Annotated in this window: 24 protein-coding genes and 1 tRNA gene; 8 read left to right on the top strand and 17 right to left on the bottom strand. The window is 55.7% G+C overall.

Features of this window, described 5'->3' with window-relative positions:
• The first annotated feature begins 91 nt into the window (after positions 1 to 91).
• Positions 92 to 859, top strand: a complete 768-nt coding sequence (locus ACR3EG_RS11020; protein ID WP_480495674.1) for an SDR family oxidoreductase — start codon at positions 92 to 94, stop codon at positions 857 to 859.
• On the opposite strand, the gene ACR3EG_RS11015 is transcribed toward ACR3EG_RS11020, so the two are convergent.
• Positions 856 to 1,725, bottom strand: a complete 870-nt coding sequence (locus ACR3EG_RS11015) for an acyl-CoA thioesterase (protein ID WP_480495672.1) — start codon at positions 1,723 to 1,725, stop codon at positions 856 to 858. The genes ACR3EG_RS11020 and ACR3EG_RS11015 overlap by 4 nt on opposite strands.
• A 49-nt stretch (positions 1,726 to 1,774) precedes the next feature.
• Positions 1,775 to 3,004 carry a serine hydrolase domain-containing protein gene (locus tag ACR3EG_RS11010; RefSeq protein WP_480495670.1) on the bottom strand — a complete coding sequence of 410 codons (1,230 nt, stop codon included), beginning with the start codon at positions 3,002 to 3,004 and terminating at the stop codon, positions 1,775 to 1,777.
• Positions 3,005 to 3,190: 186 nt separating this feature from the next.
• Here ACR3EG_RS11010 and ACR3EG_RS11005 point away from each other — a divergent pair, with 186 nt between their 5' ends.
• Positions 3,191 to 3,787 (top strand): DsbA family protein, encoded by a 597-nt coding sequence (locus ACR3EG_RS11005; protein WP_480495668.1) that lies wholly within the window; start codon positions 3,191 to 3,193, stop codon positions 3,785 to 3,787.
• 19 nt (positions 3,788 to 3,806) lie between these two features.
• Here the strand turns inward: ACR3EG_RS11005 and ACR3EG_RS11000 are convergent, their stop codons facing one another.
• Together ACR3EG_RS11000 and ACR3EG_RS10995 are read right to left on the bottom strand one after the other, a co-directional pair.
• On the bottom strand, positions 3,807 to 4,835 hold the full coding sequence (locus ACR3EG_RS11000) for a phosphotransferase (protein ID WP_480495666.1): 1,029 nt from the start codon (positions 4,833 to 4,835) through the stop codon (positions 3,807 to 3,809).
• Between the two features lie 22 nt (positions 4,836 to 4,857).
• On the bottom strand, positions 4,858 to 5,676 hold the full coding sequence (locus tag ACR3EG_RS10995) for an SDR family oxidoreductase (RefSeq protein WP_480495664.1): 819 nt from the start codon (positions 5,674 to 5,676) through the stop codon (positions 4,858 to 4,860).
• A 138-nt stretch (positions 5,677 to 5,814) separates the two neighbouring features.
• Between ACR3EG_RS10995 and ACR3EG_RS10990 the strand changes: the two genes are divergently transcribed.
• From ACR3EG_RS10990 to ACR3EG_RS10980, 3 genes are all read left to right on the top strand, one after another.
• Positions 5,815 to 6,810 carry an NADPH:quinone oxidoreductase family protein gene (locus tag ACR3EG_RS10990; RefSeq protein ID WP_480495662.1) on the top strand — a complete coding sequence of 332 codons (996 nt, stop codon included), beginning with the start codon at positions 5,815 to 5,817 and terminating at the stop codon, positions 6,808 to 6,810.
• A gap of 124 nt (positions 6,811 to 6,934) precedes the next feature.
• Positions 6,935 to 7,384, top strand: coding sequence for a type II 3-dehydroquinate dehydratase (gene aroQ, locus ACR3EG_RS10985; RefSeq protein WP_480495660.1), 450 nt, complete (start codon positions 6,935 to 6,937; stop codon positions 7,382 to 7,384).
• Positions 7,381 to 8,136, top strand: coding sequence for a helix-turn-helix transcriptional regulator (locus ACR3EG_RS10980; RefSeq protein WP_170751221.1), 756 nt, complete (start codon positions 7,381 to 7,383; stop codon positions 8,134 to 8,136). Before aroQ ends, ACR3EG_RS10980 begins: the two co-directional genes overlap by 4 nt.
• A 374-nt stretch (positions 8,137 to 8,510) precedes the next feature.
• Here ACR3EG_RS10980 and tsf read toward each other — a convergent pair whose 3' ends face one another.
• From tsf to ACR3EG_RS10955, 5 genes are all read right to left on the bottom strand, one after another.
• Positions 8,511 to 9,386, bottom strand: a complete 876-nt coding sequence (tsf, locus tag ACR3EG_RS10975) for a translation elongation factor Ts (protein WP_170354186.1) — start codon at positions 9,384 to 9,386, stop codon at positions 8,511 to 8,513.
• Between the two features lie 76 nt (positions 9,387 to 9,462).
• Positions 9,463 to 10,254 (bottom strand): 30S ribosomal protein S2, encoded by a 792-nt coding sequence (gene rpsB / locus ACR3EG_RS10970; protein WP_209197148.1) that lies wholly within the window; start codon positions 10,252 to 10,254, stop codon positions 9,463 to 9,465.
• 167 nt (positions 10,255 to 10,421) lie between these two features.
• The gene (olsA, locus tag ACR3EG_RS10965) at positions 10,422 to 11,258 is read right to left on the bottom strand and encodes a lyso-ornithine lipid O-acyltransferase (protein WP_480495657.1); all 837 of its coding nucleotides are present in this window, start codon (positions 11,256 to 11,258) and stop codon (positions 10,422 to 10,424) included.
• A 3-nt stretch (positions 11,259 to 11,261) separates the two neighbouring features.
• Positions 11,262 to 12,017 (bottom strand): L-ornithine N(alpha)-acyltransferase, encoded by a 756-nt coding sequence (gene olsB / locus ACR3EG_RS10960; RefSeq protein ID WP_480495655.1) that lies wholly within the window; start codon positions 12,015 to 12,017, stop codon positions 11,262 to 11,264.
• A 98-nt stretch (positions 12,018 to 12,115) separates the two neighbouring features.
• Positions 12,116 to 12,298 carry a DUF3553 domain-containing protein gene (locus ACR3EG_RS10955; protein WP_170769740.1) on the bottom strand — a complete coding sequence of 61 codons (183 nt, stop codon included), beginning with the start codon at positions 12,296 to 12,298 and terminating at the stop codon, positions 12,116 to 12,118.
• Positions 12,299 to 12,341: 43 nt separating this feature from the next.
• Here ACR3EG_RS10955 and ACR3EG_RS10950 point away from each other — a divergent pair, with 43 nt between their 5' ends.
• The gene (locus ACR3EG_RS10950) at positions 12,342 to 12,938 is read left to right on the top strand and encodes a histidine phosphotransferase family protein (protein WP_480495653.1); all 597 of its coding nucleotides are present in this window, start codon (positions 12,342 to 12,344) and stop codon (positions 12,936 to 12,938) included.
• Here the strand turns inward: ACR3EG_RS10950 and ACR3EG_RS10945 are convergent.
• The 6 genes from ACR3EG_RS10945 to ACR3EG_RS10920 form a co-directional block, all read right to left on the bottom strand.
• Positions 12,935 to 14,197, bottom strand: a complete 1,263-nt coding sequence (locus ACR3EG_RS10945; RefSeq protein ID WP_480495651.1) for a glutamate-5-semialdehyde dehydrogenase — start codon at positions 14,195 to 14,197, stop codon at positions 12,935 to 12,937. The two genes, ACR3EG_RS10950 and ACR3EG_RS10945, sit on opposite strands and share 4 nt — an antisense overlap.
• Before the next feature lie 19 nt (positions 14,198 to 14,216).
• Entirely contained in the window at positions 14,217 to 15,323 is a 1,107-nt protein-coding gene (gene proB, locus ACR3EG_RS10940; protein WP_480495649.1) for a glutamate 5-kinase, read from the bottom strand.
• Positions 15,311 to 16,345, bottom strand: coding sequence for a GTPase ObgE (gene obgE / locus ACR3EG_RS10935; protein ID WP_480495647.1), 1,035 nt, complete (start codon positions 16,343 to 16,345; stop codon positions 15,311 to 15,313). The genes proB and obgE overlap by 13 nt, the downstream gene beginning before the upstream one ends.
• 37 nt (positions 16,346 to 16,382) lie before the next feature.
• Complete coding sequence (locus tag ACR3EG_RS10930; RefSeq protein ID WP_480495645.1) at positions 16,383 to 16,919, bottom strand: GNAT family N-acetyltransferase; 537 nt, start codon at positions 16,917 to 16,919, stop codon at positions 16,383 to 16,385.
• Positions 16,920 to 17,168: 249 nt separating this feature from the next.
• Positions 17,169 to 17,438, bottom strand: a complete 270-nt coding sequence (rpmA, locus tag ACR3EG_RS10925; protein ID WP_010440093.1) for a 50S ribosomal protein L27 — start codon at positions 17,436 to 17,438, stop codon at positions 17,169 to 17,171.
• A gap of 11 nt (positions 17,439 to 17,449) precedes the next feature.
• The gene (locus ACR3EG_RS10920; RefSeq protein WP_480495642.1) at positions 17,450 to 18,061 is read right to left on the bottom strand and encodes a 50S ribosomal protein L21; all 612 of its coding nucleotides are present in this window, start codon (positions 18,059 to 18,061) and stop codon (positions 17,450 to 17,452) included.
• Between ACR3EG_RS10920 and ACR3EG_RS10915 the strand changes: the two genes are divergently transcribed.
• Positions 18,060 to 18,188: a hypothetical protein gene (locus ACR3EG_RS10915; protein ID WP_480495640.1), complete on the top strand. Its 129-nt coding sequence runs from the start codon at positions 18,060 to 18,062 to the stop codon at positions 18,186 to 18,188. The genes ACR3EG_RS10920 and ACR3EG_RS10915 overlap by 2 nt on opposite strands.
• Positions 18,189 to 18,270: 82 nt before the next feature.
• On the opposite strand, the gene ACR3EG_RS10910 is transcribed toward ACR3EG_RS10915, so the two are convergent.
• Together ACR3EG_RS10910 and ACR3EG_RS10905 are read right to left on the bottom strand one after the other, a co-directional pair.
• Positions 18,271 to 19,071 carry a DUF2059 domain-containing protein gene (locus ACR3EG_RS10910; RefSeq protein ID WP_480495638.1) on the bottom strand — a complete coding sequence of 267 codons (801 nt, stop codon included), beginning with the start codon at positions 19,069 to 19,071 and terminating at the stop codon, positions 18,271 to 18,273.
• Entirely contained in the window at positions 19,071 to 19,913 is an 843-nt protein-coding gene (locus ACR3EG_RS10905) for a DUF2059 domain-containing protein (protein ID WP_480495636.1), read from the bottom strand. The genes ACR3EG_RS10910 and ACR3EG_RS10905 overlap by 1 nt, the downstream gene beginning before the upstream one ends.
• Positions 19,914 to 20,036: 123 nt before the next feature.
• Between ACR3EG_RS10905 and ACR3EG_RS10900 the strand changes: the two genes are divergently transcribed.
• Positions 20,037 to 20,126, top strand: a tRNA-Ser gene (locus ACR3EG_RS10900).
• The last annotated feature ends 296 nt before the right edge of the window (positions 20,127 to 20,422 follow it).

The following is a 20,422-nucleotide window of genomic DNA, read 5'->3' as shown; positions in this document are numbered from 1 at the left end:
TGGTAATTTAACGCATGGGATGGGATGCGACTTTCCATTCTTTACCGATACCATAGGATCACGAATTGAACCCGTGGCTTTGGAGTGATTGATGAAACTAAATGACAAAACCGTCGTTATAACAGGTGCAGCCGGTGGTATCGGCGAAGGTCTCGCCCGTCGTTTTGCTGCCGAAGGTGCGACAGTTGTTTGCTCGGATCTCGATCACGCCGGTGCTGCGGACATTGCAAATGAGATTGGTGGCCACGCATTTCATTGCGACGTATCCAGTGAAGCCAGCGTCAGAGACTTAATCAATACCGTCGAAGAAGACATTGGGTCCATTGATCTTTTCTGCGCGAATGCCGGCATTTTGACGTTAGGAGGTCTGGACGTCCCCGACGAGGACTGGGACAGGATCTGGAAGATCAATGTCATGTCTCATGTTTGGACCGCGCGCCATCTGGTGCCGCGCATGGTGTCGCGGGGCGGCGGCTACATCCTTACGACTGCGTCTGCAGCCGGATTGTTGAATCAGCCCGGCGCGGCACCATATGGCGTCACCAAACACGCCGCCGTTGGTTTCGCCGAATGGCTGTCTTTGACATATGGTCACAAAGGACTGCGCGTATCTGTCTTATGTCCTCAGGCCGTTCGATCCGATATGACCAAAGGTCATGAGACCTCGGTTGCCTCAATTGATGGCATGCTTGAGCCGGAGGACGTTGCTGATGCGTGCGTCAAAGGCATAGAGGCCGAGCAATTTCTGATCCTTCCGCATCCTCAGGTGTTAGAGTACATCCGACACAAAGCCGGAGACTATGAGCGCTGGCTTGGCGGAATGCGGAAGTTAAACCAAGTGTTTATCGAGAATAACTAAACTGTCCTCTTGGCTTTGCGCATCAAACCTTCTTGCGCAACCGAAGCGACCAGTGTGCCATCCTGAGAATAGATTGATCCGCGGTTGAAGTTGCGCCCTCGCCCGGTCCAAGGCGAATCCATCGCATAGAGGTGCCAGTTCTCAAAATAAACAGGTGCATGGAACCAAAGCGCGTGGTCCAGGCTGGCACCATTCACTTCGCCGGTGAACCAGCTTAACCCATGGGGGCGCATCCCCGAGCTCATCAGATACATATCCGACGCATAAGTCAGAAGGAGTTGTTGCGTGATTTGATCGGCTTGTGCTGCGGCATTCATCCGAAACCATACCTGATTTCGATCATCGGACTTTTCCGGCGCAAAAGGATTTAAATGGCTTGCCTCGCGAACTTCGATCGGACGCTCTCGCAATAACTCACCCTGCAATTTTTCGGGAACAAGATCGACATACTTGTTCCTCAGATCAGTGCGCGCTGGATAATTTTCAGGCGCCTCCATCGTAGGCATTGGGTGGTGATGATCCCAACCTTCATCAACGATATGAAACGAAGCAGACATGTTCAGAATCTGTTTGCCATGCTGTATGGCGACCACGCGACGGGTTGTGAACGAACCTCCATCTCGGGCGCGATCCACTTGATAAATCACGGGAATGCTTGGATCACCCGGTCTTATGAAATAGGCATGAAGCGAATGGCATAGCCGGTCTTCGACGGTCCTGTACGCTGCGGCAAGGGCCTGCGATACGACCTGCCCGCCAAAGATCCGTTTAGGTGTTTCTCCGCCCGACCCGGTGCCGCGATACAAGTCAACCTCCAGCCTTTCGACATTCAACAGGTCCAGCAGAACGCGTTCGGCTTCGGTCATGACAGCTCTCCGTTAGGGTCGTGTGAGACAGGTATCAGCGCTGTTCCGATCAATCAATCATTGCCCCTAGGACAAGCGCCTTGAGCTCAGCGCGTGAAGGATAAGAGCTAGATGGCGAAAGCTGAGTAAAGAACACGGCAGTGAGGTCATTGACCCGGTCCAACCAGAAGAATGTCGAGGCCATACCACCCCAACTGAAATCTCCGACCGAGCCCGGAGTGCGTGTGCGGCCGGGGTTCATAACTACTGCTCCACCCAGACCGAACCCGGTTCCCTCCATCGGCTGTTCGGCGAAACTCTGTGGACCCATCGATGCAATGTCAGCCGGTAAGTGATTGACCATCATGAAGTCTACAGTTTTTGGCCCCAGCAGACGCTGCCCATTCAGGCTGCCTCGGTTTCTGAGCATATCCGCAAATTTTGCGTAATCGTCAATCGTTCCGACCAGACCTCCTCCGCCCGAGAATGTGGTGGTTCGTTCAAACGGCGATGTGCCCGGTTCGTCAACCAGTCTCAGAGTATCCGTGCTTTCCTTGGCGGCGTTCAGCGCCATGGCGTCACCGGATAGCGGTGTGTAGAGCGACGCAAACCTGTCCCCTGCCCCTTTGGGAACCCTGAAGCCCGTCTCGGTCATTCCCAACGGGTCGAACACCTGAGCTTGGAAAAACTTGTCCAGCGGTTGGCCAGATACGATTTCGACGACGCGGCCCAAAACGTCTATCCCGACTGAATATTCCCAACGGGAGCCCGGCTGAAACGCGAGCGGCAGCGTCGCCAATTCACGTACCCGGTCCTTAAGGAGGCCTTGGTCAGCTGAAAAGATCAGGTCCATCTCATTCATCGCTGCGGGAAGGACACCAGGGTTGAACGGATAGCTGAGACCGCTGGTATGGGTCAAAAGATGGTGCAGTGTCGGGGGTTGCGCATCCTCGGTTTGATCCAGACATTCGGCACCGGGGATCAGCGCCTGAACATTCCGAAATTCGGTAATAAAATCGGACACTTGCGCATCTAAGTGGATCAACCCTTGTTCGACCAACATCATAATAGCGACCGACGTAATGGGCTTTGTCATCGAATAAATGCGAGCGATCGTATCTCTTTCGAATGGCAGGCTTTGTTCTTTGCTGCGGTGTCCGGCAGCGTGGAACAGAACCTCGTCTTGCCCTTTGCGCATAAGAAACGAGCTGCCGGCATATTTCCGATCATCCACATAGCGCTGCATCCAAATCCGGATACGATCCAATCGATCGGCGTCAAAGCCAGGCGGACAAATCATGGGCGCACAGTCTCCTGAAATACACGTGCCTTACACTGCGCAAGGACGCCCAAAATGAACAGAGGAATTCAAGCAAACCCATTTACACTGGGCTGAATACTGCGGCGAGATGGTAAGCTCGTCACACAACAGATTCGTTTTTGTGGTGAGTGCTTTTTCAACGATTACCGGTCGGGAGTGAGAAAAGTGACACAAACCATAGAATTCGTTTACGACTTTTGCAGTCCAAATGCCTATCTGGCACACAAGGTTCTTCCTGAACTGGCGAATCGCCACGATGTTTCAGTGACCAACGTCCCGGTTTTGCTAAGCACAATATTCAAGGCCACCAACAATCAGGGCCCGTTTCAAGCCTATTCCGAAAACAGACAAAAAACAGCATATCTGACGCATGACCTGCATCGTTTTGCCAGGCGCCGCGGCCTGAGCTTTCACATGAGCCCACATTTTCCAATCAATACAAAATTCGCCATGCGCGGGGCGATCTATGCCTCTGGAAAATCATGGGAAGACAGATACATAAAATCTGTTTTTGATGCAATTTGGGTGCATGGGCAAAAAGTTGATGAGATCAATGTACTAACCGAAATCCTGCAAGAGAACGACTTGCCTGTCCGCAAACTACGCGAAGCCATCAGCAGTCCGGATGTGAAACAGCAACTGAAGGATCAAACCAAAGCTGCTGTCAGGCGCGGAGTGTTCGGGGTGCCGACCCTTTTCAGCGGGCCCGAGATGTTTTTCGGCAAGAACAGTTTGGGGAACCTCGAACTGGAACTTGCATAGGGCCAGCATTTGAAAATCGTTAGGATCCCTTCATCGCCATCAATCCATGTTGCGCGAACATCGGAACATAAGATCCTAATTTCATAGCACGTTTCGGATCAGAGGCATTGCCGTCAAGAGCACGTTTGTAAACGCCCTGCAAAATACCGGCCATGCGGAAGAAGTTGAAAGCAAGATAAAACCCAAAATTGTCGATGGCCGGAAGCCCTCGGCGCTCACAGTACTCTGCGATAAACTGATGGTCCGATGGGATACCAAGGCTTTCTCGATCTAATCCTGCCAGTCCCCGACCTTCTTTTCCTGGCGGCATTTGCCACTGCATGATGACAGCGGCCAGGTCTGCGTAAGGATGTCCGATTGTCGATAGCTCCCAATCAAGAACACCTATACAACGCGTTCCGTCGCGCTCGAACAACATGTTGTCGATCCTGTAGTCGCCATGAACCAATGTCCGTTGCCCGTCATCCGCAGGCAACGACGTTTCAAGAGAGGCAATCAGCCTGTCCATCTCATCGATCCGGTCGGTTTCCGAGGCTCGGTACTGCTTGGTCCACCGCGCTATCTGCCGTTCAAAGTAGTTTCCAGGAGGCCCGTAGTCAGACAGACCGACCGCGTCGATATCGACCATATGCAGTTCGGCCAGCACTCGGTTCATTTCGGCGAAAACCCCTTTTCGGGTCTCATTGCTTTCGCCGTCCATGGTGGGCTCGAGAAAGCCGCGCCCTTGAAGACGTTCCATCACGTAGAATTCTGAACCAATAACGCCGTCGTCTTCGCACAGCAGGTACATCGCAGGAACAGGGACGTTGGTGTTTGCCAACGCACGTTGAACACGAAACTCGCGGTCGACAGCATGCGCCGATTTCAGCAACGTACCGGGCGGTTTACGGCGCAGCACATAAGTCTTCGCAGGCGTGCGCAATTCGAAGGTGGGATTGGATTGCCCGACATCGAACTTGGTGGCTTGCAGCGGGCCTTGATACCCTTCCAAATGTGCGCTGAGATACCGGTCGGCGGCATCAAGGTCCAATGTCGAACTATTCGCCATTTCAGCTCCCTCCAATGCGATCTTAAAGCGCTTCGGCGAAAATGTTTCCGGCGGTCACAACATTGATTCCACCAGAGACAGGAATGACCGCGCCCGTTACATAACTCCCTCCCCGGCCGCACAGGAACAGCATGCATCCTGCGATATCGTCTTCGCTGCCGACGCGGCCAAGTGGAACCGATTTACCCACCCTGTCCCGTGTATCTGTGTCGGCCGTTGCAAAGGCGGTCATCCGCGACACAAAAGGACCAGGAGCCAGCGCGTTGACGGTCACGTGATACGGTGACAATTCCTTTGCCATGATCTTGGTCAGATGCAATACAGCCGCTTTCGAGGCCGAATAGCTGTATGCGCCATCGCCCATTGGCACCTCACCCATCACCGAGCCCACATTGACCACGCGGGCCGGGTCCTCGGGGGTTCCTGACTTCATCAAAATTGGCAACAGTTTTTGGGTCAGATCAAAGATACCCGCAACGTTGATCGACATGACTTTGTCCCATGCCTCATAGGGAAACTGTCCCATCGGCGCACCCCAAGATACACCGGCATTATTCATAAGGATATCAAGTTGGTCCGTCCGCTTTTGAACCTCGGACGCCAACGCTTCGATGCCCTCCTTTGTCCCAACGTCCCCACCGAACCCTTCGGCGGTTCCCGGCGCGTCCAGAGCGTTTAGTTCCGCGGCGACGGCTTCACACGCGTCAGCCTTGCGCGACGCAATCAGAACCCGCGCACCAGCCCGAACCAATGCCTCAGCAGCCATGCGCCCAATTCCGGTGGCGCCCCCGGTCACAAATGCTGTCTTCCCATGCAAGGAAAATAGGGTTTCGGGCGTCATAGTGTGCTCCTCGATCATTTATTTGGCGCAATCGCATACGGCTGATCGACCGAGGGTTGCACCTCGTCGGTTTCTTGACAACACCCGCTGCTGCGCCAAACTTCCTCCTGAATCAATAACAAGGACAATAGGGCCAACATGCAAGCTTTACTCAGCGTCGCCCCGGGTGGACCGGAAACTTTGGAACTCACCACCCTGCCCGATCCGGAACCGGGAAAAGGCGAGTTGCTGATTGGTGTTAAGGCCGCAGGGGTCAATTACCCCGACACTCTGATGATCCGAGACCTGTACCAGATCAAGCCCCCCAGACCCTTTGCACCCGGTGGTGAGATTGCGGGCGAAGTTCTGGCCATTGGTGAGGATGTCGCGGGTTTTGAGGTCGGGGACCGTGTTCTTGCCTTGACCGGCCATGGGGGATTCGCGACTCATATGACGATCAAGGCGTCGACAGCGGTTAAGTTTCCGCAATCGATGCCGTTCGAGGATGCCGCTTGTTTCATATTTACCTACGGCACCTCATACCATGCATTGAAAGACCGGGCGCACCTGCGGGCAGACGAAACTGTTTTGGTCCTGGGCGCAGCGGGCGGCGTTGGGACAGCTGCGATTGAATTGTCAAAGGCACAGGGTGCGCGGGTGATTGCGGCTGTATCTTCGCAAGAAAAAGCCGAATTCTGCCGTAAGATTGGCGCAGATGAGGTGATCGTCTACGACCATCAGATGGACCGCGATGCGCAGAAAGCCTTTTCGGGTGAAATCAAGGCGATGGCCGGACCTTTGGGTGTCGACGTGGTCTATGACGCGGTCGGAGGTGACTATGCCGAACCTGCACTGCGCAGTATGGCGTGGAATGGTCGATACCTTGTAGTCGGGTTTCCCGCCGGAATTCCCAAGATACCCCTCAACCTGCCGCTTCTTAAAGGGTGCCAAATTGTCGGTGTTTTCTGGGGAGCATCCGTGTTCCGGGATCCAGCGGGTCACACGCAAAACATCAACGATTTGTTCAGGTTGTATGGCGAAGACAAGATCAAACCGCAAATCAGCGCCACTTTCCCACTGGAACAAGCGCAAGACGCGCTGGTGAAGCTGGCAGATCGGTCCGTGCTGGGTAAAGTCGTCGTGTCGATGCCCTGAAACTTCCGCATCAGAGGCGGTCTACGTTGTTTAGAAACACACCTGCTCGCGCGATAAGTGCGCGAGCAGTAGACTCGGGCACCCCTTCGTGTTTAAGAAACTCATAAATGGGAACAGTGAGACGATGCACAAAGCTCTGATTTTGAACGGCCCAAACTTGAATTTGCTGGGGACGCGCCAGCCCGAGGTTTATGGTAGCACCACTTTAAAAATGGTTGAGGAATTGTGCTTTAACCATGGAAAAAAAATAGGAATTGACGTTTCGACCTTGCAGTCAAATCATGAGGGCGAATTGATCGACGCGATCCATGCGGCGAAAGGTGTCCAGAACGGGATTATTCTGAACGCTGGAGCTTATACGCATACTTCTATTGCTCTGATGGACGCGATTTCTTCTGTCGACCTGCCGGTGGTTGAGGTTCATCTGTCAAACATCCATGCGCGAGAGCCATTCCGACACCAATCCTATATCTCAAAGGTTGCGTTGGGTCAGATTTGCGGCTTTGGAACGCGAAGCTACGTATTGGCGTTGGACGCACTGGCGGGCTATCTGGACGGCGAGGTTGGCGCATGAAGCTGGACGCGTATTTGCACTTTCTCAGCTATGTCAAATCGCTTGAGGAGCTTTGGGATGCCCATTGCCGTCAGATGGCCGGATATGGGTTTGATCGCCTGCTATACGGCTTTACGCGCTACAAAACTGAAACTTCCCTGGGTGACCCCGAGGACTTCACGATCCTGACGAACCATGGCAAGGACTACTTGGATGGGTTCCTGCGAGATGGGCTTTATTTCAACGCCCCTATGTTGAAATGGGCGCTTGAGAACGAAGGCGCTGCAAGCTGGCAAATGACGCAGGACATGCTTTTGGATGGCACCCTATCGCCGCAAGAACGGAAAGTGGTCGAGTTCAATCGGTCGTTGGGGGTCGTCGCAGGCTATACGGTCAGCTTCAACTCGGTTTCTTTTAGATCGAAAGGTGCGATCTCGCTTTCTGCCTCTGGCGGCCGGTCACAACAAGAAGTCGATGCGATCTGGGCTGAACATGGCGATGACATTCTTCTCATGAATAACGTGGCGCATCTGAAAATTCTTACGCTGCCCTACAATGCTCCGAATCGAGCGTTGACCAATCGCCAACGTGAAGCGCTGGAATGGGTTGGGGATGGCAAGACCACGCAAGATATCGCCCTGTTGATGGGCTTAACCGCGGCGACAGTCGAAAAGCATTTGAGGCTAGCCCGAGAATCGCTGTCGGTTGAAACCACCGCTCAGGCCGTGCTGAAGGCGTCATTGCAAAATCAGATGTTCAAAATAGAGGCATAACACCAAGAATTTGACGCTAATTTGCATCAATTTACCTTAGGTAAGGAAATCATGACTTTCCGAATCCGGGCCCAAGGTTGCAAAATGATATCGTTCCGTGAGTGGTGGCTTTAGCCTGGGAACATTTGGTTGGATCTTTGTAATTTCAGGGCTCTCCAACCGCTCTGGCACAGGGGCGTCTATTCGTCCACGTACCTTTGCCGGAAACACTGGGGGGCCTCGACCATCCCCATCATGCGGGGCCCCCCAACCCTATCCTTGAATTTCAGGCGCTGCGGCGTCTTTTTTATTGTCCAAACGAAAAAACCGGCCACGCTGTCCGTGACCGGTTCCGATAAGGTGCCGAACCCCACGTAAGGGTTCGGCCAAACATCTTAGCCTTGCGCGGCTTTGGCAACTTCGGCTGCGAAGTCTTCTTTTTCGACCACGATGCCTTCGCCAACTTCCAAACGGATGAAGCCGGTGATGGTTGCGCCTGCTTCTTTGGCGGCTGCTTCAACGGTCAGGTCAGGGTTCACAACAAACGACTGGTTCAGAAGGGTCGATTCAGCCACGAATTTCTTCATGCGACCTTCGATCATCTTCTCGATCACCTGCTCCGGCTTACCGGATTCGCGGGCGATGTCCATCTGAACCTGCTTTTCCTTCTCGACAACCGCCGGGTCCATGTCCGCTTCGGACAGAGCAGCCGGGTTCACAGCCGCGATGTGCATCGCAACCTGCTTGCCGATCGCTTCGTCGCCACCGGTCAGAGCGACCAGAACGCCGATTTTGCCCATGCCGTTGGTGGCTGCGTTGTGGACGTAGGACACAACAGTGTCGCCCGACAGTTTCGCCATGCGACGTACCGACATGTTCTCACCAATGGTGGCGATCTTGTCGGTCAGGGTGTCGGCAACGGATTTGCCACCCAGGTCAGCCGCCAGCAGAGCGTCAACATCTGCAACGCCTTCGGCTGCAAATGCGATCTTGCCGACCATTTCCTGGAACTCAGCGTTTTTCGCAACGAAGTCGGTTTCCGAGTTCACTTCGACCGCAACACCGTTGCCACCGTTGACGTGAACAGCAACCAGACCTTCGGCGGCAGTACGACCGGATTTCTTGGCCGCCTTGGCCAGACCTTTGGTACGCAGCCAGTCAACGGCCTCGTCCATGTTGCCGCCGGTTTCGGTCAGCGCTTTTTTCGCGTCCATCATGCCTGCGCCTGTGCTGTCGCGCAGTTCTTTAACCATTGCTGCTGTGATTGCCATCTTTCGGCTCTCCTCAAATCAAACGGAATTGGGGCAGGTCTACCCTGCCCCATATGTCATTTACGTGACGGGCAGCTTACGCTTCGGCAGGTGTTTCTGCTTCGGCGGGGGCTTCTTCGGCGACTACTTCTTCAACCGGTGCTTCTTCGAAGGCACCCAGGTCTACGCCAGCAGCACCCATCTGAGCGGTCATGCCGTCCAGAGCCGCGCGTGCGGCCAGGTCACAGTACAAAGCGATGGCGCGCGCTGCGTCGTCGTTGCCGGGGATGATGTAGTCCACGCCGTCGGGCGAGCAGTTGGTGTCGACAACAGCCACAACCGGGATACCCAGCTTGTTGGCTTCTGCGATGGCCAGTGCTTCTTTTTTGACGTCGATGACGAACAGCAGGTCAGGAACGCCGCCCATCTCGCGGATACCGCCCAGCGACGCTTGCAGCTTGGACTGGTCACGCTCCATGCCCAGACGCTCTTTCTTGGTCAGGCCTTCGGCGCCCGACTCCATGGCTTCGTCGATCTGGTTCAGACGGTTGATCGACTGGGAAACGGTTTTCCAGTTGGTCAGCGTGCCGCCCAGCCAGCGGTGGTTCATATAGTACTGAGCCGACTTTTCCGCAGCGTCTGCGATCGGCTGTGCTGCCTGACGCTTGGTACCAACGAACAGAACGCGGCCACCTTTTGCAACGGTGTCACGAACGGCCTGCAGCGCCTGATCCAGCATCGGAACGGTCTGGGTCAGGTCCATGATGTGGATGCCATTGCGCGAGCCGTAGATGAACGGGCCCATGCGGGGATTCCAACGCTGTGTCTGGTGACCAAAGTGAACGCCAGCTTCCAGCAGCTGACGCATGGTGAACTCGGGAAGAGCCATGCTATTTTCCTTTTCCGGTTTACGCCTTGGCGGGGGTGAAAGAAGCGGATGCTCCAACCGGCGGGCCTGATGAGGATGTCTCCCTCCAAAAGGCCCAAACCCCGCCTGCGGGTTTGAATGGCGCGCGTATACGGCAGGTTTTGGTGCAGTGCAAGAGGCTTTCGCCCCTATTTTTCCAGCCGCGCCAAGCTATGTGCATGACGCACGGCTTCCTCACAATGAGCAGCCAGCGCTTTACGGTTTTCAAAGTCGCTGACCTTGGCGGGTATGTGGTAGATCAACTCGACCCAGCCTTGCCGACGGGCGCCCAGCGTTTTCAGCAGATGCGGGCCAAAATCCATATCTCCCCACCACCCATAGAACCTGTTGGGTTGTCCAGCAGGAGCGTGATAGATCACCGAGACCGGCTGCACATACATGAATTCGCGCAGTTCATCAGTAAAGAATGCAGCAAAGAGTGTTGTTTTAAAAGGCAAAACCCTGATTCCATCGGTCGAGGTGCCTTCCGGGAAAAACACCAGTTTATGACCAGCGGACAAGCGTTCCTGAAACAACAAGGTTTGCTCGCGCGCCTTTTTACGGTTGCGTTCGATGAAGACGGTGCCAGTGGCGCGGGCAAGCCAGCCGATACCAAGCCATTTCGCCACTTCGGCTTTTGAGACGAAATAGACCCTTTTGCGGGCGTTTAGCGCGAAAATATCCAACCACGAGGAGTGATTGGCCACCACTGCACCGCGTTGGGTCATCAACTCTCCTGAACTGCGGAATCCCATTCCTAGAATGCGAAAAGCGTTGCGACAGACAAACTGTGTGATGAAGGGCGTGACGGGGCGGCGGACACCGTAAATCGGTCGTTCGATCAGGCGCAGGGTCAGCAGAATAATCAGCCCGCCAAAGACCAATACCGCCAGAGGCAGACCACGCAAGATGACCAGAATCCAGCCGATAAGGCCCAACTCAATGGGATCAGGCGCGTCTTCGCTGTGCCAGGATGCGTCGCTCAAGGGTTATGCTCCGGTATAGATGCGCCGTTGGCGCTCGTTCATACGCGCTGTGTCCAGGATCAGGCACACGTCCGTTGTGTTGAAGGCATGGTCGATAAAAGCGCCCTCGCCCACAAACCCGCCCAGCCGAAGATAGGCTTTGATCAGCGCTGGAACCTGAACCATGGCAGCACGGCGATCCAACGCATCCACGTCCACCAAGTCCATCGACTGAAACACCTCGGGCTGCGTGCGAACCCTCAGATCCGGCGGCGCGAGGTGGTTGTGATGCAACATCGACAGAGGCTGCGCCAGCGCCTGAACATCAGTGCCGTGAAAGCTGGCAACGCCGAACAGAACCTCGATCTGGCGCGTGTTCACATAGGCCGCCAGACCGTTCCAGAGGTGATACATCGCCGTACCACCACGATAGTCAGGGTGGAGGCAGGATCGCCCCAATTCCAACAGCTTGCGACCGCTGTCTTTCAGAACGCTGACATCATATTCGTCTTCGGAATAAAACTGACCCAGATCTGCTGCACGTTCACCCGGTAACAGTCTGTAAACACCAACAGTTTCGCCCGTCTGGTCGTCGATGGCGAGCATATGGTCGAAATACGGATCAAACCGGTCCTGTTCCAGCCCTGCGTCGTGGTCAACCATCTCACCGCCACCGCCCAGTTCGCGAACGAAGACGTCATAGCGCAGCCGCTGTGCGGCACGCAGTTCGGCCTCGGTCTCGGCGAGTTTGACGGTGAAGGATGGGCCTGTACCCGACATCAGAACGTCCCTGTGGTTTCAGGGCTGATACCGCAGGTATCGGGGGAATGGCAACCAAGCGCGCGACCGACCACGCGTTAACCTTTCCTAAACCAGTTTCACGGATCAAAGACGGGCATCAGGGCGATGCGCGATCCGTCAATCACCACTTTCCCCTGCTCGCGGAAGTTCACGGTGATTTTGCCACCGATATTGGACTGCACTTGTCCAATGCCCCAATCGGGGAAATCGGGGTGGCGGACAAACATGCCCGGTGCAAGAATGGCATTGAGGTCTGACATGACTGGGCTCCGGGTCCGGCGGCAGATACAGCAGGAGGTACGCATGAGCGCTACAGACGTCAACCTGGCCGAGCTGATCGGCTCGCGCATCTGTCACGACCTGATCAGCCCTATTGGCGCGATCACCAACGGGCTTGAACTTCTGGAAATGGTTGGCGGCACCCAAGGCCCCGAGATGGAACTGATCTCGGGCAGTGTCGGCAGCGCTGGCGCGCGGATCAGGTTCTTTCGCGTGGCCTTTGGGTCCGCTGGGGATCAACCCTTGGGGCGGACTGAAGTCAGCGATTTGCTGAAAGATGTAGAACGAGCCGGACGTGTGCGGGTGAACTGGAACCTCACCGAAGCCGTGCCGCGCAATCAGGTCAAATTGGCGTTTCTGGCATTGATGTGCTGTGAAAGCGCAATGCCGTTCGGCGGCGAAGTCTCCATTCGCAACGATGGGGACCGCTGGTCCGTCACGGGTATCGCGGACAAATTGAACATCGACAACGACTTATGGAATAACCTGCCCCGCGGGCGGTTTGCCAACAAGGTCACGCCTGCCCACGTTCAGTTCGCCCTGCTCCCCGATACCGCGACTTCTATGGGACGGCGGGTTGCGGTCGATACAACCTCAACCCGCGTCGAGATACGGTTTTAGGTCCGAATAGTCCCGTTTCCGCGGACCAGATACTGGAAACTGGTCAACTGAGCAGCGCCCACAGGTCCGCGGGCATGCATCTTGCCGGTGGCGATACCGATCTCGGCGCCCATGCCAAACTCTCCACCATCGGCAAATTGCGTCGAGGCGTTGTGCATCAGAATTGCACTGTCGAGACGTTCGAAGAACCGCGCAGCGGCCTCTGCATCTTCGGTCATGATACAATCTGTATGGTCAGAGCCGTACTGCCGGATATGCGCAATAGCCGCGTTAATATCGGCAACAGGTTTGGCGGCGATGATACTGTCGAGAAACTCTTTTCCCCAATCGTCAGCCGACGCTGCAATCGTTCCGTTCACCTCCAAATCACTCTCGGCATGGACTTCGACACCTGAACTCAACAAAGCTTGGATGACATCCCGGCCCAAAGTTTCAGCAACGTCCTGATGGATCAGCAGGCATTCGGCTGCTCCACAAATCCCTGTCCGACGGGTTTTGGCGTTCAGAACGACTTCGAGTGTTTTGGCGGGGTCGGCAGCTTTGTCGATATAAATATGCACGATGCCTTCCAGATGCGCGAACACGGGAACTCTTGCCTCACGCTGGACAAGGCCCACCAGACCCTTGCCACCGCGCGGGACGATCACATCGACATAGTCGGTCATCGTCAGCAATTCCTGAACGGCTGCTCGGTCGCGTGTGGGCACCAACTGGATGGCGTCTTCGGGCAGGTTGGCAGCCTTCAGACCTTCGACCAGACAGGCATGGATCGCGCTTGAGGAATGAAAGCTTTCCGAACCGCCACGCAGGATCACCGCATTGCCCGATTTCAAGCATAATGCACCCGCATCCGCCGTCACATTCGGGCGGCTTTCATAAATGACGCCGATCACGCCCAGAGGCGTCCGCACCCGCTGGATATGCAGGCCTGACGGCATGTCCCATTCGGTCAGAACCTCACCCACCGGATCAGCCTGATCGGCAACAGTGCGCAACCCATCGACCATGCCCTGAATACGGGCTTCGTCCAGCATCAGACGGTCCATCATCGCCGGGCTCAGGCCCTTGTCGCGCCCGAACTCCAGGTCTTTCGCGTTGGCCTCAATGATCTCGGAGCGTCGCGCCCAGACCGCATCGGCAGCGGAAATTAGGGCCGCGTGTTTACGCTCGGCACTGGCAAAACCCAGCACGGCCGAGGCCGCTTTGGCGCGCACACCCAAATCAGTCATCAGGGCGGGAATGCTGTCGAAATCCTTCATCTTACGTGCCTTTCTTTTCTTACAGCGCCAGATCGTCCCGGTGGATCAACACGGCGCGGCCCGGATAGCCCAGCGTCGCCTCGATTTCGGTTGATTTGCGCCCCTTGATCGCGTCGGCCTCTTGCGCGGTATAGCGGCTGAGACCTTGGGCCAAACGCCGCGCCTGCGGATCTATGATCGCCACCGGATCGCCGCGCCCGAAATCGCCGGTCACTTCGACAATACCCGCAGGCAGCAGGCTTTTGCCATTGCCAAGCGCCTGGGCCGCGCCCGCATCCACCACGATCTCGCCGCGCGGCTTCATAGCGGAGATCCAACGTTTGCGCGCCGCGTGCGGGTCAACCGTCGCGGTAAACCACGTGCAGTTCGCACCATTCTCAAGCATTTTCAGTGGGTTCAAAGGTGAACCTTCAGTAATTGCCATATCGCAACCCGCCGCTGTCGCCATCTTGGCCGCCAGCAATTTGGTCTTCATCCCGCCCTTGGAGAGACCCGAACCGGCGTCACCGGCCATTTCCTCAATCTCGGGCGTGATCTGTTCTATCACATCATAACGGGTCGCCGAGCTGTCCTCGGTCGGATTCCCGGTATAGAACCCATCCACATCAGACAACAGGATCAACTGGTCTGCGCCGACTGTGACAGCGATCTGAGCAGCCAGACGATCATTGTCGCCATATCGGATCTCATCCGTGGCTACTGTATCGTTTTCATTGACAATCGGGACGACACCCAAGCCAAGCAGCGTCTCAAGCGTCGCGCGTGAGTTCAGGTAACGACGGCGATCGGCACTGTCTTCAAGCGTGACCAGAACCTGCGCGGTGGTGATATTATGCGGGGCCAGAACCTCTTCATAGGCGCGGGCGAGGCGGATTTGCCCAACGGCCGCAGCCGCCTGAGACTGTTCCAGCGGCAATGTCGCCAAAGGCAGGCTAAGAACCCCACGCCCCAGAGCAATCGAGCCGGAGGACACCAAAATGACGTCCGTCCCCTGCCCTTTGAGCCACGCCACATCCTGGGCCAGCGAGTGCAGCCAGTCGGATCGCAACAACCCCGTATCCCGATCCACCAGCAAGGCAGATCCGATCTTTACAACCAGACGTTTCGCCGAGGTCAGGGTTGCCAAGGCGCGGCCTCCTCGGCGGGCTTGTGGCGGAGGCGATTGTCGTCAATTTCCGCGCGCAGGGCGCGTAGAACCTCGGTCACGCCCAAATGCGCGACGCCGGACATGGTCATGACGGGGCCGCCCACGGCGTCTTCCAACTCAGACTTGGCCAGTTCGCGTTCCTCATCATCCAGAGCATCGACCTTGTTCAGCACGGTGATCCGGGGTTTCTCGGCCAACTCACCACCGTAAGCCTCGAGCTCGTGAATGATGGTGCGGTAATCCTCGGCCACGGTTTCCGAGGTGCCATCGACAAGATGCAGCAACACGGCGCAGCGTTCCACATGGCCCAGGAAACGGTCTCCGATCCCCCTGCCCTCATGAGCGCCTTCGATCAGACCGGGGATGTCGGCGACGACGAATTCCACGTTATCCACACCAACCACGCCCAGATTGGGGTGCAGGGTCGTAAACGGATAGTCCGCAATTTTGGGCCGTGCATTCGAAGTGGCCGCCAGAAAGGTCGATTTGCCCGCATTGGGCATGCCCAGCAGACCCACATCGGCGATCAGCTTCAGCCGCAGCCAAATGGTGCGGTCGATCCCCGCCTGCCCCGGATTGGCCCGACGCGGAGCCTGGTTGGTGGCCGATTTGAAATGCAGGTTGCCGAAACCGCCATTGCCGCCCTTGGCCAACAGCACACGCTGTCCAACCTCGGTCAGGTCGCAGATGACGGTCTCTTCGTCCTCGTCCAGGATCTCGGTCCCAACAGGCACGCATAGGACAATGTCATCGCCATCCTTGCCGGTGCGTTGCTGGCCGCGTCCGGGCTGGCCGTTTTTGGCAAAGAAATGTTGCTGATAGCGGAAGTCGATCAGCGTGTTGAGGCTGTCCACGACCTCAACCCAGACAGAACCACCCTTGCCGCCGTCCCCGCCGTCAGGGCCGCCATATTCGATGTATTTTTCGCGCCGAAAGCTGACGCAGCCGCCACCTCCGGCCCCGGACCGGATGTAGACCTTTGCAAGATCGAGAAATTTCATAGCTGTCCCCTACTGCAAAGGCCCCATCGGCCACAAGTCAGAGTTTCTTTGTATATGTCCAGGTGGGCACATTCGCATCGCGCGCCACCGAATAGCTTTCAGCATCGCCAAGATATTCAAACCCGCAATGGGTCAATACTCGGGCCGAGGCCGGATTGTCCTGAAACACGCTGGCGAACATATTGGCGTTCTCCAACGGGTTTTCATGGACCAACGCCTCAACCGCCAGCGATGCCACACCAGTGTTCCAGTAGATCGGCGCGACCCAATACCCAACCTCGGACTGGTTGCGATCCAGCCGAGTCAACGAAATCAGGCCAATCAGCTCTGGTCCGTCATCTTTGGTGGCATCCAAGGCCCAAACGTCTTCGTCCCGCTCCTCGGACATGGCGCGAGTAACGAACGCTTCGGTCGAACCCGGCGGCAATGGATGTGGAATAGCCGTGGTCATCCGCGCCACACGTTCATCGCCTGCATAGTGTTCAATGAGACCCATATCCGAACGACGCAAGGGGCGTAGATCGAACCGCTCGGTTTCGATCACCGGCTGGTTTATTATTGTCTCAAACTTCATGAGTGCGGTCCTCCTCCGAACAACACGTAAATTACGGACGCAACAGTGAAACCAATTAACGTCCACATCAGATATTTGCGGCCCAGACGATCTTCAACCGCATGGGCAATGCGTCCCTGAAACAGGGGCGGTATTGTGCTTGCTGCGTGTGTCATCGGGCTCATAGGTCAAAACTGTGTTAAAAACGAGAAAGGGGACCGGCATTTTCTGCCGGTCCCCCATTTATTTCTAAACCTTTAGGGTTTCGGCTTACTCTGCGGCCTCCGCCACTGGCAGGACCGAAATAAAGGTGCGGTTCTTGAGTCCCTTGTGGAACTTCACGGCGCCATCAACAGTTGCAAAGATGGTGTGATCTTTACCCATGCCCACGCCTTCGCCCGGCCAGAACTTGGTGCCGCGCTGACGTACGATGATGTTGCCTGCGATGGCCGCCTGGCCACCATAGAGTTTCACGCCAAGGCGGCGACCAGCTGAGTCGCGACCGTTACGGGAGGAACCGCCAGCTTTTTTATGTGCCATTCTCTCTCTCCTTAGCCTTGAGCCAGCTCTTTGGCTTGCTCAACCCATTCGGGCTTCACTTTGATGGTGTCGATAGCAGCAATCTGCTCATCCGACAAGGCGGCCAGAGCGGCAAAGCTCTCGATACCTGCGTCGTTCAGCTTTTTGGCAGCGGCGGGGCCGACACCGTTCAGCTTGGTCAGATCGTCAGCAGCAGCAGCGGCGGGTGCCTCTGCTTTGGCTTCCGCTTTCTTGGCAGGCTTTGCAGCAGGTGCCGCTTCGCCAGCCGGTGCAGAACCGGTAGCCGCTTTGATGCCCGACTTGTCAGCGCCCGACGACAGGATGTCGGTGATCTTGACCAGGGTCAGTTTCTGACGGTGGCCAACGGTACGCTTCGAGCTGTGCTTACGACGGCGCTTGACGAATTTGATGACCTTGTCACCTTTGATCTGTTCGATCACTTCGGCCTGAACGCCTGCGCCTTCGACAAACGGTGCACCAACAACCGGAGCGTCGCCGCCCAGCATCAGAACATCGTTGAATTGAACTTTTTCACCTGCGTCGGCAGCCAGCTTTTCAACGCGGAGCACATCGCCCGCTTGAACCTTGTACTGCTTGCCGCCAGTCTTGAGGACCGCAAACATGCGTCTTTCCTTTTCCAACCCGCGTTCTGTGGTCCCCGATTGGGTGTTTCTGGCTTTCGCCACCTCGAACAGCGCGCCCTTTTCGGGCTGTGTGACGACCCTTGGGACAGGCCCGATGGGTCAATAATAACGAGACCCGGCGCGGAGGAACCGGCCGGGATGCGCGCTTATTTCCGGAATGCTCGTGAAAGTCAACAGCAAAAGCCCGCCTACAGCTCCGAAGCCGTCAACGCATGTGAAACTGCCTGACCAAGTCGGTAATAGATGTTGTCATACATTTGGTCAAAGCTATCAAAGAAAGCCTTGTTTATCGCGCGCCCCGTCTCGGTACGCGAAAAGGCGATGTTTTCTCGCATCTGCCCATCCTCTAACGGCTGATAGGCCATCAACAAAAACGAATACAACCATGTTTCCGTATCTTGAGTGATGGCGTCCTTTTCGGTTAGCAGTTGGGCCAATATTTCCTGATCATCCGCGCCGACATCCTCGTTCAGCCCTCGAAAGAATTGGAAATCTGCACTGATGGCGCTGTGGACGTTTTTGGCGATCAGATCGTTAACCTCGATGTATTCGTCAATAAGGCGGTAAAGAGACACATCGTGATTGCCCGTCAAAAAGCTGTCCTTGGCCATCTCTAGGATGGTCTCGTCGCCAATCGCCTCGCGCGCCGAATTCTCAAGGGAAACAAGCGTCTGGCCAAGGTCACTTTCATAGAAAACGATTGCGCGATCCAGTTGACCTTCAGTCAGCGCCTCTTGGAAAACATCGCTGATCTGATCGTGCATCCATTCCGCATCGTAAATGACGTCCAGTTGCGCCGAAAAATATGACCCACCGGAATTGCCCAGAAGCGTTTCGTTTAACTCCTTGGCCTGTTCGCGCCCTTCACTTCGAAGAATGTCGATTACCTGTTCAAGGCGTATGGCATCCATCAGACGATCCACTTTTTCCGAGGCCGACCCGATTGTCGCCGACAGCGTGATCACCAAGAAAAGGACACCCACTCGCATCAGATATCCTGAGCCGGATGCAGATCCGCCATACGTGCTGCAAGATCTTCGAATTTCATGGCCATGATTTCATACTGGATCGCGTTCAGAAGTTCATAAACCTCCTGCATCAGGGGTTCCTCAAGCGCGTCTGAGTACGCGATGATATCCGCATCCGAGAAATCCTGGTACGTATAAGCCGCGCCTGCCAGAGCAGACAATTGCAGCGACTGACGCATCCCGGCTTCGTTCTGGCGCATCAACAGTCTTAGGTCGTCTGCTCCCATCTGTAGGTCAATAACACCCGAAGCGCTTGCTGCGAGAAGGAACCGCAGCTGGATTTCTTGAATGGCACGCAGGGCTGTTCCACTAGAATCAACGGCTGCGTTCATCCGCTTCAGCTCTTCCACCCGCATCGAGCCCTCACGGATCAGGTCTGACACGATCTGCTGACCCTCGAGCTGCTTGGCGTCTTCATCTTCAATCAGATGCGACGCATTTTCGGCCTTGACCAGTCTTTGACCCAGATCGGAGGCATAGAACTCAACTGCATGATTCAGAGCGTCATCACTAAGTGTCTGCTCTAGAATTGAAACGGCGGTTTCATGCATCTCTTGGACGTCAAACACATCTTCGGTCAACCGCGCCCAATCCGAACCGAATCCGTCTGGGTCAATCCCCAGCATTTCCGGTGCTGATGCCGAGGCCAGCGCGATACTTTCCAACGCGACGTCAAAGCCGGTGGTTGCCAGAAATGCCTCGATCCTGTCCCGCTCGGCAGCGAGCGATGAAACCGGAAGGGCGAATAGCGTTGCGACCAACACACAAAAGGGCAGAAAGGCGGTGCGATAGATATATGTCATGCCACAGAGCCTAGGTGTTTTACGCCGTCAGGCAATGGAAAATCCCTTCTTAGTGAATTTCGGGAATTTTCTGCTTGCACCCCTGCCCGTTCCTCACTAAATCCCCCCCTCACAGACCCCCGCGGAGAGGTGCCGGAGTGGTCGAACGGGGCGGTCTCGAAAACCGTTGTGGGTGCAAGCCCACCCAGGGTTCGAATCCCTGTCTCTCCGCCACTATCCCTACGCAAAAAACGGAAAACAACGCATTTCGGGGTGTGATATGATTTCCGTTGTTGCGATAGTTTGGATCAAAGCCGCTATACTAATAGCCTTTTTTGAACTTTGGTAACGCCAGCCTTATTCCTTTTGAAGCCTACTACGGCGACTTTGCTCTATTCTCACACTTAGTCAGACAACCCAAAAATACCCTGCGTCCGCAGGATAGCTTTTGAATTTTGAGGTTTTTGTCGACTTCAACAGACTCATTGTCTCCATCAGCTTGCACCCGGGCGATTTCCACAAGTGTGAGG

The organism is Ruegeria sp. AM7 (assembly GCF_056535965.1).
This window is presented reverse-complemented; position numbering and strand designations above follow the sequence as displayed.

Excerpts from the sequence above, each read along its gene's own strand:
- rpmA (WP_010440093.1), bottom strand. The coding sequence starts at position 17,438 with ATGGCACATAAAAAAGCTGGCGGTTCCTCCCGTAACGGTCGCGACTCA.
- ACR3EG_RS10950 (WP_480495653.1), top strand. The coding sequence starts at position 12,342 with ATGAGCGCTACAGACGTCAACCTGGCCGAGCTGATCGGCTCGCGCATC.
- ACR3EG_RS10980 (WP_170751221.1), top strand. The coding sequence starts at position 7,381 with ATGAAGCTGGACGCGTATTTGCACTTTCTCAGCTATGTCAAATCGCTT.
- ACR3EG_RS10995 (WP_480495664.1), bottom strand. The coding sequence starts at position 5,676 with ATGACGCCCGAAACCCTATTTTCCTTGCATGGGAAGACAGCATTTGTG.
- ACR3EG_RS10910 (WP_480495638.1), bottom strand. The coding sequence starts at position 19,071 with ATGCGAGTGGGTGTCCTTTTCTTGGTGATCACGCTGTCGGCGACAATC.
- ACR3EG_RS10955 (WP_170769740.1), bottom strand. The coding sequence starts at position 12,298 with ATGTCAGACCTCAATGCCATTCTTGCACCGGGCATGTTTGTCCGCCAC.
- ACR3EG_RS10990 (WP_480495662.1), top strand. The coding sequence starts at position 5,815 with ATGCAAGCTTTACTCAGCGTCGCCCCGGGTGGACCGGAAACTTTGGAA.
- tsf (WP_170354186.1), bottom strand. The coding sequence starts at position 9,386 with ATGGCAATCACAGCAGCAATGGTTAAAGAACTGCGCGACAGCACAGGC.
- ACR3EG_RS11015 (WP_480495672.1), bottom strand. The coding sequence starts at position 1,725 with ATGACCGAAGCCGAACGCGTTCTGCTGGACCTGTTGAATGTCGAAAGG.
- aroQ (WP_480495660.1), top strand. The coding sequence starts at position 6,935 with ATGCACAAAGCTCTGATTTTGAACGGCCCAAACTTGAATTTGCTGGGG.
- obgE (WP_480495647.1), bottom strand. The coding sequence starts at position 16,345 with ATGAAATTTCTCGATCTTGCAAAGGTCTACATCCGGTCCGGGGCCGGA.
- rpsB (WP_209197148.1), bottom strand. The coding sequence starts at position 10,254 with ATGGCTCTTCCCGAGTTCACCATGCGTCAGCTGCTGGAAGCTGGCGTT.
- ACR3EG_RS10945 (WP_480495651.1), bottom strand. The coding sequence starts at position 14,197 with ATGAAGGATTTCGACAGCATTCCCGCCCTGATGACTGATTTGGGTGTG.
- ACR3EG_RS11010 (WP_480495670.1), bottom strand. The coding sequence starts at position 3,004 with ATGATTTGTCCGCCTGGCTTTGACGCCGATCGATTGGATCGTATCCGG.
- ACR3EG_RS10915 (WP_480495640.1), top strand. The coding sequence starts at position 18,060 with ATGCGTCTTTCCTTTTCCAACCCGCGTTCTGTGGTCCCCGATTGGGTG.
- ACR3EG_RS10930 (WP_480495645.1), bottom strand. The coding sequence starts at position 16,919 with ATGAAGTTTGAGACAATAATAAACCAGCCGGTGATCGAAACCGAGCGG.
- ACR3EG_RS11020 (WP_480495674.1), top strand. The coding sequence starts at position 92 with ATGAAACTAAATGACAAAACCGTCGTTATAACAGGTGCAGCCGGTGGT.
- ACR3EG_RS10920 (WP_480495642.1), bottom strand. The coding sequence starts at position 18,061 with ATGTTTGCGGTCCTCAAGACTGGCGGCAAGCAGTACAAGGTTCAAGCG.
- ACR3EG_RS10905 (WP_480495636.1), bottom strand. The coding sequence starts at position 19,913 with ATGACATATATCTATCGCACCGCCTTTCTGCCCTTTTGTGTGTTGGTC.
- ACR3EG_RS11000 (WP_480495666.1), bottom strand. The coding sequence starts at position 4,835 with ATGGCGAATAGTTCGACATTGGACCTTGATGCCGCCGACCGGTATCTC.
- olsB (WP_480495655.1), bottom strand. The coding sequence starts at position 12,017 with ATGTCGGGTACAGGCCCATCCTTCACCGTCAAACTCGCCGAGACCGAG.